At 45.6% G+C, this 16,127-nt stretch carries 8 protein-coding genes; 3 read left to right on the top strand and 5 right to left on the bottom strand.

From position 1 onward, the window contains the following. Nucleotides 1-111 precede the first annotated feature (111 nt). The 3 genes from MKX35_RS30620 (at nt 112) to yhbH (ending at nt 9,781) form a co-directional block, all read left to right on the top strand. Nucleotides 112-6,849 carry a DUF7507 domain-containing protein gene (locus MKX35_RS30620; RefSeq protein WP_143759596.1) on the top strand — a complete coding sequence of 2,246 codons (6,738 nt, stop codon included), beginning with the start codon at nt 112-114 and terminating at the stop codon, nt 6,847-6,849. Continuing rightward, entirely contained in the window at nt 6,846-8,531 is a 1,686-nt protein-coding gene (locus MKX35_RS30615; protein ID WP_076301026.1) for a DUF11 domain-containing protein, read from the top strand. Before MKX35_RS30620 ends, MKX35_RS30615 begins: the two co-directional genes overlap by 4 nt. Before the next feature lie 86 nt (nt 8,532-8,617). Beyond that, nucleotides 8,618-9,781, top strand: a complete 1,164-nt coding sequence (yhbH, locus tag MKX35_RS30610) for a sporulation protein YhbH (RefSeq protein WP_042193520.1) — start codon at nt 8,618-8,620, stop codon at nt 9,779-9,781. 119 nt (nt 9,782-9,900) lie between these two features. Here yhbH and MKX35_RS30605 read toward each other — a convergent pair whose 3' ends face one another. From MKX35_RS30605 to MKX35_RS30585, 5 genes are all read right to left on the bottom strand, one after another. Then, on the bottom strand, nt 9,901-10,701 hold the full coding sequence (locus MKX35_RS30605) for an IS3 family transposase (protein WP_256721794.1): 801 nt from the start codon (nt 10,699-10,701) through the stop codon (nt 9,901-9,903). After that, on the bottom strand, nt 10,653-11,051 hold the full coding sequence (locus tag MKX35_RS30600; protein WP_076301175.1) for a helix-turn-helix domain-containing protein: 399 nt from the start codon (nt 11,049-11,051) through the stop codon (nt 10,653-10,655). Before MKX35_RS30600 ends, MKX35_RS30605 begins: the two co-directional genes overlap by 49 nt. A 210-nt stretch (nt 11,052-11,261) precedes the next feature. Further along, complete coding sequence (locus MKX35_RS30595) at nt 11,262-12,767, bottom strand: alpha-glucosidase/alpha-galactosidase (RefSeq protein ID WP_076299997.1); 1,506 nt, start codon at nt 12,765-12,767, stop codon at nt 11,262-11,264. Nucleotides 12,768-12,885: 118 nt separating this feature from the next. Next, nucleotides 12,886-13,818: an AraC family transcriptional regulator gene (locus MKX35_RS30590; protein WP_076299998.1), complete on the bottom strand. Its 933-nt coding sequence runs from the start codon at nt 13,816-13,818 to the stop codon at nt 12,886-12,888. Between the two features lie 166 nt (nt 13,819-13,984). After that, entirely contained in the window at nt 13,985-16,039 is a 2,055-nt protein-coding gene (locus tag MKX35_RS30585; protein WP_081382954.1) for a methyl-accepting chemotaxis protein, read from the bottom strand. Nucleotides 16,040-16,127: the final 88 nt, after the last annotated feature.

Below are 16,127 nucleotides of genomic sequence, written 5' to 3'. Positions count from 1 at the left end.
GGACATACAATTATACCCGAATTACATCATAGGCTAACATACAGGTATTAACTGTGCCGTCCTGACTATGGGACGGTTCACTTTTTTAAAAGAAAATTAACCTCGAAGGAGGTGAGAATCATTCCACTAGTCGTACGGGCAACGATCAATGCGACCGGTGCTATCACATTTACAGGCAACACACTTGGACTTAGTCGCTCTGATACAGTCGGAGTACCTGGGACACAGGACAGCATCGGTGGCTTTACCACTGTCAATACATCGTCTATTTTTGGAACCTACCCTAACGGAACGACTAGTCTTTATACAAGCAATAGTTCAGCAGCCATACTGGTCCTTCCTTCAGGTAGCACAGTGCTGTATGCAGAGCTGATATGGGGTGGCACCTATATAAATGGAACCGTAAACCTCAGTTCGGCGATAAACAACCCAGTCACCTTCATTACCCCTGCCGGGACTTCATTTAGCGTTACACCTGATTCTGCAACGAGTAACGTAGTCGATTTGGGAGGTGGTGCTTCTGCATATGTCCGTTCCGCCAATGTAACCAGCATTATACAACAAGGTGGTGCCGGTACCTATACTACAGGCGGCGTTGTAGGCACAATTGTAATTCCAGGAGACTCGACAGCCAACCATGCCGGCTGGACTTTAGGTGTTATCTACCAGAATACAGCCCTCCCGTTCCGCAATATGTCCCTTCGGGCAGGTGCAATACTAGTACAGGCAACATCAGCCCCGGTTTCAACTACGATAACTGGATTCGCAACACCAATAACAGGTGCGCTTGGAGGCAGAGCATTATTCAGCGCACAGGAGGGAGATGCAAACCGTTCAGGCGACCAGGCCTTGTTTGGTCCAACTGCTGCTACACTCGTAGCGTTATCTGGCCCCAATAACTTTGCTAACAACTTTTTCGCATCACAAATAAACAATGATACAGGTAATCTCAATACAACTGGAACATTTGGAACACGCAATCAGACGAACGGGAATCCAGGAACCAACATCATCGGTGGCCGACAAGGCTGGGACATTACTAATGTTGACGTGTCAGCCAGACTTGCAAATAATCAGTCTTCAGCGATTTTACAATTAACTACCTCTGGTGACGCTTATGTGCTTAATGGAAATGCCATACAAGTAGATATAAATGCACCCAAAATAAACCTCACTAAAAGTGCCAATGTGTCCGGCCCTATAGTCGGGGATACGGTAACTTATACTGTAACTGTCAGTAACACTGGTACAGCGAGTGCAGCTAGCGTCGTTTTATCAGATGCTCTGCCAGCAGGCTCAACCTTTGTCACTGGAAGTGTAGTAGTAGCCGGTGTCGTAAGACCCACCTTTGATATTACAGCAGGCATCTCCTTGGGGTCATTAGCTTTGAACTCTTCAATAACGGTTACATATCAAGCTAAAGTCACTTCATTACCACCAAGTCCACAAAATATAGCCAATACCGCCAATGCTGCTTTTACGTTTCAAAGTGTAGCAGGAGGCCCTATCATGACCGGGGTTATTCCATCCAATACGGTAACTTTACCCGTATATTCCCCTATTCTTAACATTGTAAAAACTGCCAATACTGCAAATGCGACGGTCGGAGATCAGATCACCTATTCCCTTCAAATCACCAACACTGGAAATATTGGTGCTATAACAACCCTTACCGACAATATTCCTTCAGGTAGCTCATATATTGCGGGTAGCTTTACCGTCAATGGAACACCTGTCGCTGGAAATCCTGCTACAGGTATTGCTATTGGAACGATAGCTGCTGGAGGCAGCTCTACCGTTCAATTCCGCGTAGTGGTGAACAGTCTCCCTTCACCGCCACAACTGGTCGACCAAGCGAGCACCACTTACACCTTTCAAGTTCCAGATGGGCGAACCGTAGCTGGATCAGCCTCATCCAATTCATTGTCTATTCCAGTTACAACTCCCAACGTAACAGTGCTCAAAAGCGCTGGATTTACTGACGTCGCTGTAGGAGATACACTGCTCTACACCTCCGTTATCAGCAATAATGGAATTGCAGCAGTTACCAACGTATCGCTTTCAGACATTATCCCTGCTGGGACTTCACTAGTCTCAGGTAGTGTTACGGTAGGTGGAACGGCACAGCCATCTGCTAATCCCGGTACAGGAATTTCTATTGGAACCATCACGCCTGGCGGTTCCGTTGCGGTCACCTTTCAGGTCAACGTGATCTCATTGCCAACTCCCGCTCAACTATTAAACAGATCCTCTACATCCTTCAGCTCAGGAGCCTTTACTGGCATTTCGCTTTCCAACACGACTACGACTCCGGTATATCAACCTGTAATCCAGATTGTCAAAAGTTCGAACGTTTCCAGTGCCACTGTAGGGGGCAATATTCTCTACACGTTGAATGTTCAGAATTCTGGAAATATCGGGGCATCTGTAGTCCTCAGTGACAATATTCCTTCAGGAAGTTCCTTTGTCTCGGGGAGTGTCACAGTTAATGGAGTTGCTAGACCAACTGATTCTCCACTTACAGGAATTAACTTAGGAACTGTAGCTTCAGGGGCTAGTGTTCCTGTAACCTTTCTTGTCTCTGTACAATCTTTGCCTTCACCAGCTGTTCTGAACAATCAAGGCAGCAGCAGCTACACCTACCAACTACCAAGCGGTAGATCCTTATCCGGAACTAGCCAATCAAACACCGTTAGCATCCCAGTCTCCGCTCCAAATATTACGCTAACCAAATCCGCAAGCCTTGCTGATGTCACAGTCGGCGAGAATCTGACTTACACAGTCCAAGTGTCCAACACAAGCAGCGTAGCTGTGAATAACGTTGTCGTCTCTGACCCCATTCCTACGGGAGGCACTTTTGTAGCAGGGAGCGTTATTGTTGGCGGTTCATCGGTACCAGCCGCAAATCCAGGTACAGGAATATCTATCGGTAGTATTGCGGCTGGCAGCTCTATTACAGTCTCTTTTAGAGTGAATGTTTCTTCTTTACCAAATCCATCACAATTTGCAAACAGAGCTAGTGCGTCTTTCTCATCCGGTGCCTTCACTGGTTCTTCACTTTCGAACACGGTAGTAACCCCTGTGTATCAACCTATTATTAGTATGGTCAAAAGCGCGAATACCGCTCAGGCATCCGTAGGAGGATCTTTGTCTTTCTCGATTCTCATCAGCAATACCGGGAATATTGCAACCACTCTACTATTAACTGATAATCTTCCACCTCAAGCTTTATTTAACGCGAACAGTGTAATCATCGGGGGAACACCTTTACCCGGATATAATCCAGTAACCGGAATCCCTGTAGGCCCATTGGCACCAGGTGACAGCGTATCTGTGAGCTTTCTGGTTACGATAACAGCGTTACCTCCTTCACAGATGTTACTGAACTCCGCTTCGGCAACATATAGCTTCACCCTCCCGGACGGGCGTCAACTCGGAGGAAACGTAGTATCAAATACGCTCTCTGTCCCTGTATCCGCACCTAACGTCAGTGTCGTAAAAAGTGTGAATGCAGCTACTGCCGTTACGGGCGATATCCTTACATTCACCTCAGTATTGACGAACAACAGCATAGCTACTGTAAGCAACATCATTCTCAGCGATCCTCTGCCTGAGAATGTAGCTTTTATTCCCGGAACCGTAATTGTAGGCGGCATTACTCAGCCGCTAGCAGTTCCGTCCGCCGGCATTCCAATCGGTAGTCTGGGTCCAGGCGCCACAGCTACCGTAACATTCGAGGTGAGGATAACGATGCCGATACCATCACAAATTAATAATCAGTCGTCCGTCAGTTTTACATCCGGTGTATTCTCCGGTTCTTCTTCATCCAACATTACTAGCACACCAGTCATTCAGCCACAGATCTCCTTATTAAAGAGTGCCGTCGATGGAGATGGTGATGCCGATGCTCTCGTTGTAGGTGATACCATCATCTACACAGTGGTTGTAAGTAATGCAGGTAATCTTGCTGCAAATGTAACCTTAACCGACAACATTCCTACTGGAACTGTCTTCAATCCTAACAGTGTTATTGTAGGAGGCATGCCGCAACCAGGTGCAGCACCCAATACCGGCATCGCTGTAGGGAATGTCGCACCAGGTACCAGTATCCCTGTTAGCTTCTCTGTTAATATCGTTTCCCTGCCAACACCGCAACAAATCGTCAATCAAGCTTCTGCAAGCTTCACCTTTACTCCACCCGACGGTAGGCCCTTAAGCGGAACTGCTGTATCTAATACCGTCACACTACAGGTCTCAGCTCCTAATATCGTGGTAGTCAAAAGCTCCACCTCAACTTCCGTAGCGATCGGAGATACGGTCACTTATAACGTAAATATTACTAATAACGGTTTAGAAGCTGTTAATAGCGTGATACTTAACGATCCAACACCAGCAGGCGCTGCTTTTGTAACGGGTAGCGTATCCGTAAATGGAGTACCTTTTCCAAACCTGAATCCTTCTTCGGGGATATCAATTGGTACCCTGGCGCCTGGAGCTTCAGCTCTGGTTGCTTACAGTGTTACCGTGATCTCTGTTCCTCCTACTGCTACACTTATCAATAAGGCATCCGTAACCTTTACATCAGGTGTTTTTTCCGGTTCGACTTTCTCCAATACCGTTACCATCCCTGTGTACCAGCCGAACATCTCGGTTGTCAAAACAGCAAGTACGAATAACGCTACAACAGGTGACGCTGTCAGCTACACCCTGACCATTAGTAACACGGGGAACTACCCCGCAAGTTTGGTAGTTACAGACAACATTCCAGCCGGCACTACCTTCGTTACGAACAGCGTACTTATTAATGGACTCCCTTTAGCGCAAGTAGATCCGTCTACGGGTATTCCAGCCGGAGTGATTCCTTCAGGTGGTACAACAGCAGTAGTGTTCACAGTAAATATCACCTCATTGCCAAACCCACAACAACTGGTCAATCAGGGCACAGTTACTTATAGCTTCACGCTTCCGGATGGGCGTACACTTGGTGGCTCAGTCCTATCTAACACGATTACTATCCCCGTCTCTTCTCCTAATGTAGCTGTAGTTAAATCCACTACAACAACATCAACCACGGTTGGGGACACCATCACATATTCCATCGCTATTACCAATAATGGAATCGATACTGTTAATAATGCCGTATTCACGGATGCACTTCCTGCGGGTACTACATTCGTATCTGGCAGTGTATTAGTAGATGGCGTACCTCGTCCAGGGGGTAGCCCTTCCACCGGGGTAACCTTGGGCAGTATTGCACCAGGTGTAACTGTAACTGTGGCATTCACAGTGAATACAGTCTCATTGCCACCTTCAGGCCTCCTAAATAACCAGTCAACGGTGAGCTTCACCTCTGGAGTTCTCTCGAATGTTGCCTTCTCTAATATTGTATCAACGCCTATTTACTTACCGATTCTAGCCGCAGCAAAAAGCTCGAATTCAATTCAAGCGACCGTTGGAGATACGATTACCTACACGATTAATGTAACCAATTCAGGGAATTACGGGGCTTTGGCTACTCTGAGTGATACTATCCCATCTGGAACAACATTTGTGCCAAACAGTGTGCTTATTCAAGGTGCCCCAGCTCCGGGAGCAGATCCAGCGGCTGGCATTCCACTCGGTGTCATATCCGCAGGTGCAACACTATCTGTTATGTTCTCAGTACTCATTTCAACACTGCCAGCAAGCCAGCAACTGATTAACCAAGCATCGGTAGCATTTGCTTACACCTTGCCTGATGGGCGGACGTTTAACAGTTCGATCAATTCCAATTCGACAACGATTTCGGTATCCTCACCGAATGTGATCGTAACTAAGTCATCACCAGCAACAGATGCCGTTATTGGCGATACAATTACTTACAACCTTACAGTTACCAATAGCGGAATCGCCAATATCAGCAATGTAAACATCAGTGATCCAATACCAGCAGGTTCTTCGTTTGTTGCTGGCAGTGTGATCGTTGATGGCACTCCGCATCCTAATGCCAATCCAGCGAATGGCATCTCGCTCGGCACAATTGCACCGGGCGTTTCGGTCAATATCTCGTTCAACACTATCGTCAATGTACTGCCTAATCCTGCCACGCTCACCGATCAAGCTTCCGTCAGCTTCACATCTGGAGCATTCTCGGGATCCTCATTCTCTAATACACTTGTTATTCCGGTGTATCAGCCTATCATCGTTGTAGTCAAAGGGGCAGACAGAACCGCCGCAACTGTCGGAGATACGATTACTTACTCCTTGAATGTGACTAATACTGGTAACCTCATAGCAAATGTAGTCATAACTGACACGATTCCTAGCGGAGCTATCTTCGTTCCAAACAGCGTGCTCATTAATGGGGTGCCACAACCAGGCTCCGACCCGGCTACTGGATTAAATATTGGAGCAGTTGCTCCGGGAAGCACGGTAACAGTGACCATAACCCTGCAGGTTACAGTAGCCTCCCTCCCGTCACCGCAGCAGTTAGTAAATCAGGCTTCAGCAACTTTCTCATTCACACCACCAGATGGTCGTCTGCTCACCGGAACTTCACTTTCAAATGTCCTAATTATCCCTGTCTCTTCTCCGGATGTAAGTGTCGTTAAGAGCACTACTTCTATTGATGCCGTTGTCGGTGATATCATCACCTATACGATTGTTGTTACCAACTTAGGGATTTCACCAGTCAATAACGTCATCATGGTTGACCCTATCCCAGCAGGCAGCCAGTTTGTAACAGGCAGCATCACTGTAGACGGAACCCCACGACCTAATGGCAGCCCGGCTTCCGGTATTGCCATCGGAACGATTGCTGCTGGCGCTTCCTCAACCATCACCTTCCAGGTTCAGGTAGTAGCGTTATGATTCCCGGCTCACGTACCCAACCTGTCGTAACCAATCAATCTATGGTACTCTTCAACTCGGCAGCGGGTGTTGACGGCATTGTCTATTCCAATACCGTTAACACCCCGGTCGTGGGCCCCGTGCTTTCATTGCTGAAGAGTACAGACAAACTCCATGCCTCTTTAGGTGACACTCTGGTGTATACCATTAAAGCTTCTAATAATGGAAACACAGATGCTTCGCTAACCGTGTATGACATTCTTCCAGAGGGTGTATCCTTTATTTCCAACAGCGTGCTTAGAGACGGTGTGCCTCTCCCAGGGGCTACACCGTCTTCGGGCATACCGCTAGGATCTATTGCTCCGCAGAGTCAAGTGAGCATCGCCTTTCAAGTGGTTATCATTTCACTTCCCTCTTCACTAGTGCTGCAAAATAAAGCACTGGGCCGTTTTTCTTTTGCCACACCCGAGGGAAGAATCGTTAATGGAGATTTATATTCTAATTCCGTACTAGTTTCTTTGCGCTCCTACCAGCTCTCTACCTTGTTGTCTGCAAGCACTCCGACCTCTTTTATAGGTGATGTAATTACCTATACATTACGGCTTACGAACGAAGGTAACAGCCTATTAAACCAAATCATCGCAACGATTTCTATTCCTAACGGATCTGTGTTCATTCCAGGGAGTGTCATTGCAGGTGGCGTCTATTATCCAGAATCAGAGCCTACGCAAGGAATATTAATTGGTCAACTTGATAAAGACCTAAGCATTGATATTACCTTTCGCGTTCGAGTTACTGAGGTCCCCTCATCCTTGGACCTGACTAACCATGCAGCTGTCACTTATACCGTCGACGACGATCCCAATACCACCGAGAGTAACACCCTCGTTGTCTCACTTGTTTTGGCAGGCGTCACCATCAGCAAGAGAGTAGATCATGTTACAGCAGCTCCAGGTGACAACCTAAGATATGAACTAACGGTAACCAACAGCGGGAACTTGGCCGTAAATGCGGTTCTGACCGATGCTATCCCTTCGGGCACTCTTTTCGTATGGGATAGTGTTCTCTTAAACGGAGTGATGCAAAAAGGCGCCCGTCCTGCTGATGGCATTCAGCTAGGCACATTAAGAGGCGGAACTTCAGCGGTCGTGGTCTTTCAAGTGAGCATTCCTGCAGCTATAAACATTCATGCCCACGCAGCTGTCCAAAATCATGGCAGTGTTCAGTATACTTTTGTGCTCCCGGACGGACGGACAGTAAGACAAACCTCTCGTTCCAATATCGTTACTACCTTAATAGTCTTGCCTATCATTTCTCTCGAAACTTATGCAAAGCCTACCCTTGTCGAAGAAGGAGAACATGTCCAATGCTGGATCTCCCTAACGAATAGTGGGAATTGGCCAGCAGAAGTATCCCTTGATCGGCTCACACCGGAGGAATGTCTTATTGATCCTAGCAGCATTGTGATTGATGGGATTCCAAATCCACAATCTTCATTTAACGGTATCTTGTCGCTAGGGACAGTCAAAGCTGCTACCACTGTAAACATCCATTATTTTGTCAGGGTTAGTGAACATGTACTGGGTCGTTTCCTTAAAGGCTTAGTAACCGCTCCACACTTCTTCAATCTGGATGGACGTGAATACACTGGCGAGAGCCAGTCGAACAGTTATATATTGACTGTGGAAGAGATCAGTGAATAAGAAATCACATATCCCCCATCCCCATGAATATACTTTAGTTACAACCCCAAAACATAAATATTTATATTCCATGGGAGGTGGTCATCCTGTCGCAATCATCTGGTCCCTTTTCCTTTGTAGTCTCAAAAGAAGACTGGTCCCTTCATCGCAAAGGCCATCAGGATCAGGAACGTCATCAGCAAAAGGTCAGAGAAGCTATCAAGGATAATTTGCCGGATCTCGTGACCGAAGAAAATATTATTTTGTCAGGCGGTAAGCAGATTGTAAAGGTTCCGATTCGCAGTCTGGATGAATATCGAATTATCTATAACTTTCGTAAGCAAAAGCATGTAGGACAGGGCGACGGGGAAAGTCAGGTCGGTGATGTACTTGGGCGGGATTCACAGTCGGCACAGCCCGGCAAAGGGGAAAAAGCAGGCGATCAACCCGGTCAGGACACCGTGGAAGCAGAGGTCAATCTGGAGGATCTGGAGGACATCTTGTTTCAGGATATGGAGTTGCCACATCTGAAGCCCAAGAATAAGGAAGAGATCGAGGTTAAATCCATCATCTTCAACGATATTCGTAAAAAAGGCATGATGTCCAACATCGATAAGAAACGTACCCTGCTGGAGAACCTTCGGCGTAATGCAAGCAGAGGTAATCCCGGCATTCACAGCATAAGTCCTGATGATCTGCGCTACAAAACATGGGATGACATTCGAACGCCTCACTCCAATGCGGTCATTATTGCGATGATGGATACGTCAGGTTCGATGGGTTCTTTTGAAAAATACTGCGCTCGCAGCTTCTTCTTCTGGATGACCCGCTTTCTACGCCGCCAGTATGAGAAGGTGGAGATTGTCTTTCTCGCCCACCATACGGAGGCTAAAGAGGTCAGCGAGCATGATTTCTTCACCCGCGGAGAGAGTGGAGGAACCATCTGTTCCTCAGCTTATCAAAAAGCGATTGAGATTATCGACAGCCGATACCCGCCAGCGCAGTACAACATTTATCCGTTTCACTTCTCTGATGGCGATAACCTCACCTCCGACAACGAACGCTGTGTAAAGCTAATTGGAGAACTGCTAAAACGAAGCAATATGTTTGGTTACGGGGAAGTGAATCAGTACAACCGCAGCAGCACACTAATGTCCGCTTATCGTCATCTGAAGCACGAGCAATTCATGCATTATGTCATTAAAGACAAAAAAGAAGTGTACCAGGCGCTAAAGACCTTCTTCAGTCAAAAGGGCACTGTTAATTCATAATTCCTACGTTTGATTATAGCCCACAGCTAGACTGCCTGTTTTATTGTCCTACCCATATAAAAAAACCTCCATTCCAGAGCTTGGTCAAGCCCCCATTTTATAGACACTGAAAAAAGACCCTAGGCAATAAGCTGTTTCCGGTACTCTACCGGAGGCAGCTTATTTAGCTTTCGTTGTGGCCGATGTTGGTTATAAAATCGAATGTAATCTTCAATTTTCCTTTGTGCCTCATCGATATTTCGGATATCATAAGGATAGAGTCCTTCCGTTTTGAGATGCGAGAAGAAGCTCTCCATAGAGGCGTTGTCATAACAATTGCCTCGGCGAGACATGCTGATTCGGGCGCCAACCTTTGGCAGCATGTCGTGGTATGCATGAGACGTGTACTGGAACCCCTGATCGCTGTGAACGATCAGTCCGGTCACGTCTTTTTGTTGACTCCACGCCTGCTGAAAGGTCCGGAGAACCAGTTCATTGTCGTTCCTAGCGCTCATTTGATAAGCAATAATTTCGTTATTGAACAAATCTTTAATAGCTGAAAGATAGAGCCACTTTTCGCCTATGCGATATTGCGTAATGTCTGTCACCCATTTTTGGTTGGGAGCATCCGCTTTGAAATCCCGTTTCAATATATTTTTCGCCACACGATCTCCTTCGGAAGTAGCATAATTAAAACGATGTTTTCGGCGGATCCTCGAACGAATGCCTAAATCCTGCATAATTCTGAGTACCTTCTTATGATTCATCCAAACCCCGTGGTCTTGTAGCAAGAATAATTGAATTTGGCGATAACCGTAGACTCCGTTATACCGTTCATATACCTTTTGAATGAGCGCCTTTGCTTCCTGATCCCGATCTGTTCCTTTGCGCTTCAAGAAAGCGTAGTATCCACTTCTGGAGACCCTAAAGAGTTTACACAGGTCGCTAACGGCATACTCTTTTGCAGCGCTCTCAATGGCTCTATATTTGTGCGTTTCACCTCCTGCATCCAGATTTCCAAACACTTTTTTAGCATTTCATTTTCCCGTCTGAGCTTTTGAACATACCTATCTTGATCGATATATTCTTTACGACGCCCCCGTTGATCTAGTAACCCAAATTCCCCTAGCTCTCGGTATTTCTTCATCCATTTCTTTACCCGCCCTTGGTCTTGAATCTCAAAATGCTCCGTAATTTTCCGGTAAGTCCATCTTTCCTCCACATGTAAACGAATGGCCTCTTTTTTAATCTCATCCGAGTAAGTTTTGAACTTCTGTCCTTTAATCGCCATAAAAATACACCCCCTAGAATTTCATCGGACAAACCAGGGGTTTTATCCAATGTCTATTCTAAGGGGTGCACTTCAGCTTGGGAGGGGAGGTTTTTTTTCATAACGGAAATCTATTCAACTGTCCTAAACCGTTCCACAATAATACTTTTATTACCACTCAGAAAATAGATGGCAAGAGTCATATTCCAAATGAGTTGTAAACTCTACAACCTATTGAACCTTCTCTCTATCCTTGCCTTTATCAGATTCACCGGCATTTCTATTCGCTGCTTCCCGGTCCTCCATCATCTCGTCCACCGTCTTTACCTTCAGGCGGGCTGCGCCTTCATTGCTGGCATTCGTTGGAATAAGATCTCCTGAAGCTAAGCGTTCCTTCGCTTTTGCAATGGCCTCGCTGTATTGTGGCAGCCACTGCTCCCCAGCTACGAGCATCTCATCGACCATCTGCCAGATTTCTTTCGGGTTACATACGGCACCTACCAACGGATCCATCATAAATGCTTGACGTAACAGCTTGTCATCGCCGTGCACAGCAGCTTCGACGGCTAAACGTTGCACTGAGATACTAACGTTGCACACTGCGGCTGCTCCTAAAGGCAATTCACCTACAAGCGGCATCGATATACCATTCCGATCCACATACCCTGGTGCTTCGATAATCGCATCATCTGGCAAATTAGAGATCACGCCATTGTTCACAGTATTAAAGTGACCTCTATACACTCTGCCCGTTTCCAAGCCTTCAATAATAAATGAACCATGTTCTTCTCCGCGATTCTCCACTGTATACTCCAGTGCCGAGTCCTTCATCCAATTCGGAAAATCCGTTTCGAACCAATTCCGCCCTTCGGTGCAGACACGTAGATATCCACCCGTCTCACCGTTAATCCAGCTTCCCAGGTCGATCCAATCCATAATTTCATCGCTGCGTTTACGATACCATGGCACATATTCACTTAGGTGACCATTGGATTCTGTACTGTAATATCCAAAGCGGCGCAGCATGTCGATCCGAACTTTTTCTGTGCGGCTGAATTCTGGATGACTCTCAAAAGCTTCTAAAAGACCTTCGGTCAAATCTTTACCCTTATGACTCGCCGAAATATACCAAGTCTGGTGATTGATACCCGCACAAATAATATCGACTTCCGACTTTTTCAGCCCATACACATCTGCAATTTGCCCATGCCCATGCTGCACCCCATGACACAGACCAATCGTCCGTACACCACCGTATTTGTTGCAAGCCCAAGTCAGCATAGCCATAGGATTCGAATAGTTAAGTAGGAGTACATCCGGCGCAGCCATTTCCCTAATATCACGGCAAATATTCAGCATTTCCGCAATCCCGCGCTGACCATACATGATGCCTCCTGCACAAAGGGTATCCCCTACGCACTGATCGACTCCGTATTTCAATGGAATATCCACATCTGTAGCAAATGCTTCCAGTCCACCCATACGAATAGTACAAAATACATACTTCGCATCCTTCAGGGCTTCTCTTCGATCCGTCGTTGCCTGGATTTGAATATTTAATCCATTCTCTTTAATATCACGTTGGCACAGCTCGGTAACCATCTCCAAGTTGTGGCTATTAATATCCATAAATGAGACTTCAATATTATTAAATTCCGGCACGGTTAGTAAGTCCCGCAACAATCCACGGGTAAATCCAATGCTGCCTGCCCCTATAAAAGACACTTTAAATGACATCCTTATCAGCCTCCGGTAATGAATTGATTGTTCCTGTCCATTGTAGCAAGGGCGCTAGAGAAAGCGTAACCAATATCATGACCTCTTTTGAAGGAAGGTGTCAAAAATCCTAACTTATCTATTGAACATCCATCTCTTCATAACTCCAAGCATGACGCTCAATGGAATTACGATATTCTATGGGCGTGTTGTCAGTATATTTTTTGAAGAGGAGATGAAAATATTGTCTGCTACTAATCCCTACATAATCGGCAATTTCAGCAATCGGAATATCACTCTGCCCCAGCAGCATCTTCGCTTTCTCCATTCGCAGCATATTCAAATAATCACTGAGTGTCCTACCTGTATGTGATTTAAAAATACGATGCAGATATCCGGGATGCAGATTGACCGCGGCAGCGATATCCTTAACCTGAATACTCTGGTCGTAATTCTGATGCAGGAATTCGATACTTCGCCGCACATAGAGCTGTGACGGCTGTTGACTGGCATGAAGCTGATCCTGTCGCAAGCTTGATACTCGAAGCAGAAGCTCACAGAACAATAAGTCGACCATACTTCCGCCTTTTCCGCCACTTTGATCAAGCTCTAGTACAAGTCCTTTTAGAACATGATAAATTCCCTCCGGATCAGGCATGACTAGACTGGAAAAGGGCATCTGTAACCATTCAGCAAGTGCCGTTTCTTTCCGAGCGAGCTTGCCGATAGATGGAGCAACCCCTGTATATTCCATAAATCCAAACTCCACATTCAGCATTCGGCAGGGCGTCCCATCCTCGACAATCAGTCTGTGCGGTACATTTGCATCAAGTATGATCAGTTCTCCCCGCTTTAACCTAAATCTCTCTTCTTCACCTGTTTTTGAACGGACATCCACAACACAGCTTCCTGAGATCAAATACATGATTTCGGTTGAATTATGCTGATGGTAAGACATACTGTAGTTGTTCCACTGTTTATAATAATAAGCAAAAAAATGAGGACTATAATCTCTTTCAATTAATGCCTGCTGAAAAAGACTCCCACTAAGATTTAGAGGAAAATCCGTCAATCGATCACTCCTTTCTTCTATTAAAATGTTAACCCAAGTGTATCTCTCAAACTACTTCTAAGACAAGAAGAGCTACTTGAAGTCATTAAGTTAGAAAAAAACGAGCAAAACTCCATTACACAGGAGAGTTGCTCGTTTTATTGTTTTTACTAATAAGATTTAATTCTCATACTTGAAAAGAAACCATAGATTGCTTAAGATCTGCTGCTAAGCTCTCCAGCTTTTGGGATAAGGAAACTAGCTCCTCACTTACAGTAAATTGCTGTGAAGACATAGAAGCTACCTCCTGCGTCGAAGCCGTCGTCTGCTGTACAATGGAACTGACACTCGCCATGGATTCACCTAATTGACGCTGAAACTCTATCAGTTCATGAATAGAAGCAGAGGATTCACTAAGATGTCCCATGAAGTGTTCCATTTCCTCTTTGACACTCGCAAAAATCGTTGACGACTCACGCACGGAAGAAATCTGCTCACGGAACTTTGGAGCGGTCTCATTGATATCTTTAACCGTGTTCTCAATGTGTAGACCAATCTCTTCCGTAATCTTGGAGACCGATTGGATCGACTCATTCGATTGGTTAGCGAGCTGTCTGATTTCATCAGCAATCACTATAAAGCCTCTGCCTGCTGCACCGGCTCTTACCGCCTCTATAGTGGCATTTAGCGCCAAAATATTGGTCTGCTTATTTACGGCAATCATAGGACTAAGAATACTACGAATTAAATGAGTACTCTCTCTTAGCTTATTGGAGTTCTCTTGTATTCGATTGAACATCTCCACCGTAGATTCACTCTGCTCTACCAGCAGCTTCATCAGCTCTGTCCCCTGATCACTAACCTCAATCACTCGTTCCGCCGAAGCGTCCATTACTGTATTTAGTTCAGTTACTTCACTCATCTTACTGCCAATGATTTCGACATTAGCATGGCTTTTTTCTGCTTCGACAGCAAGGCTTGCTGCTCCAAGTGCAATTTCACCCGTAGCAGATGCAACCTCTCTGGCATGAAGTGAGGTTGTACCTGACGCTTTGACTAATTGTTCTGAAGTACCAAGCACTTCACCCGCTGACATTTCACTCTGGCTTGCAAGCAGAGAAATTTGCTCCATCATTTTGTTAAAGCTATGCCCGAGCCGACCAATCTCATCCTTACCCTTAAAATTCGTTCGTACACGAAGGTTTCCTCGCTCACCTTCTTCCATTAAGGTCGCCAGTTTACCTAGTGGACGCCCAACCAAACGAACAAGAACATAACCAATTAATAGGGCTATCACGGCAGCTGCAAGCACAACTGAGAACGTAATATAAAGGAGCTTGTCCGCTGACTTCGTAAAATCACTGACTGGTGCATATCCCATGAGCGTCCACTTTGCAGTCGTTAAAGGTTGATAAACGACAAGCTGAGGACTTCCTTTCTCATCGGCTGCTGTAAATGAATGTTTCTTTTCCACATCTTGCTCTTCTGATACTTTTATGTAAGAGGGTTGACCCAGTTTAGCATTATCCGCACCATAAACAATGTTACCATCTGTGTTCAAAATTCGAATCTCACCGGTCATTCCAATCTGAAGATTAGACAGCATTTCGGTCAAGGCCTTCCCTTTAACTTCGATCAGCATGTAGTACTCCGCTTCAGGATGTAATAGATTCCGAAGCAATCTCCCCATAGTTAAAGATGGCTCTGTATAAGCATCAAAGAAGCCCTTCTCACGAACTGGAAACCATACTGGCTCTCCTTTAGCATCTTCAATTTGTTTCAGTCTTTCAGCAATACCTTCATCACTTCGAAGGCCACTAACACCTGCAGATTTATACGATTCTGTTTCTTCCAAGCTCTTAGATACCAGTCTGACGCCATACATCCGCTCATCTGATCCTTTAACCAAGTCTAGCTTTCTACGAATCCGATCTTCTGCAGCGACTTTGGCTACCGTTGTAAGTTCTCCACTATTTATTTTTTCCAAGTCACCTTTTAATGCGGAATCGAGAGCAAATTGCCTTGAGAGCGCTTCATATTCAGTTAGAAGAAAATCCAGCTTGTCCGCTGCTTGAACTATAGACTGTGAGGAGGCCGCGGCAACCTCATCTGTAATGATATCTTTAGCAGCAAAATAGGAAGTCAATCCTAGAACAGAAGATAAGAGCACTATGGAGCTGAAAAGAATAACGAACAATTTTATCCCAACTGATCTAAACTGTAGGGTCCATAGCTTTTTCATTAAGTTCACTCCCTATGATGGAAAAAGGGTACAGCCTTCCATTTCTGTACAAAGGCTGTACCCAGTTCATTCTTTAGTATGAAGCGAA

This window comes from Paenibacillus sp. FSL R5-0923, from assembly GCF_038009145.1.
Lineage (GTDB): Bacteria > Bacillota > Bacilli > Paenibacillales > Paenibacillaceae > Paenibacillus_AQ.
This window is presented reverse-complemented; position numbering and strand designations above follow the sequence as displayed.

Bases quoted from the DNA above. Each gene is read 5' to 3' on its own strand.
- MKX35_RS30615 (WP_076301026.1), top strand. From the start codon at position 6,846: ATGATTCCCGGCTCACGTACCCAACCTGTCGTAACCAATCAATCTATG.
- MKX35_RS30595 (WP_076299997.1), bottom strand. From the start codon at position 12,767: ATGTCATTTAAAGTGTCTTTTATAGGGGCAGGCAGCATTGGATTTACC.
- MKX35_RS30585 (WP_081382954.1), bottom strand. From the start codon at position 16,039: ATGAAAAAGCTATGGACCCTACAGTTTAGATCAGTTGGGATAAAATTG.
- MKX35_RS30600 (WP_076301175.1), bottom strand. From the start codon at position 11,051: ATGGCGATTAAAGGACAGAAGTTCAAAACTTACTCGGATGAGATTAAA.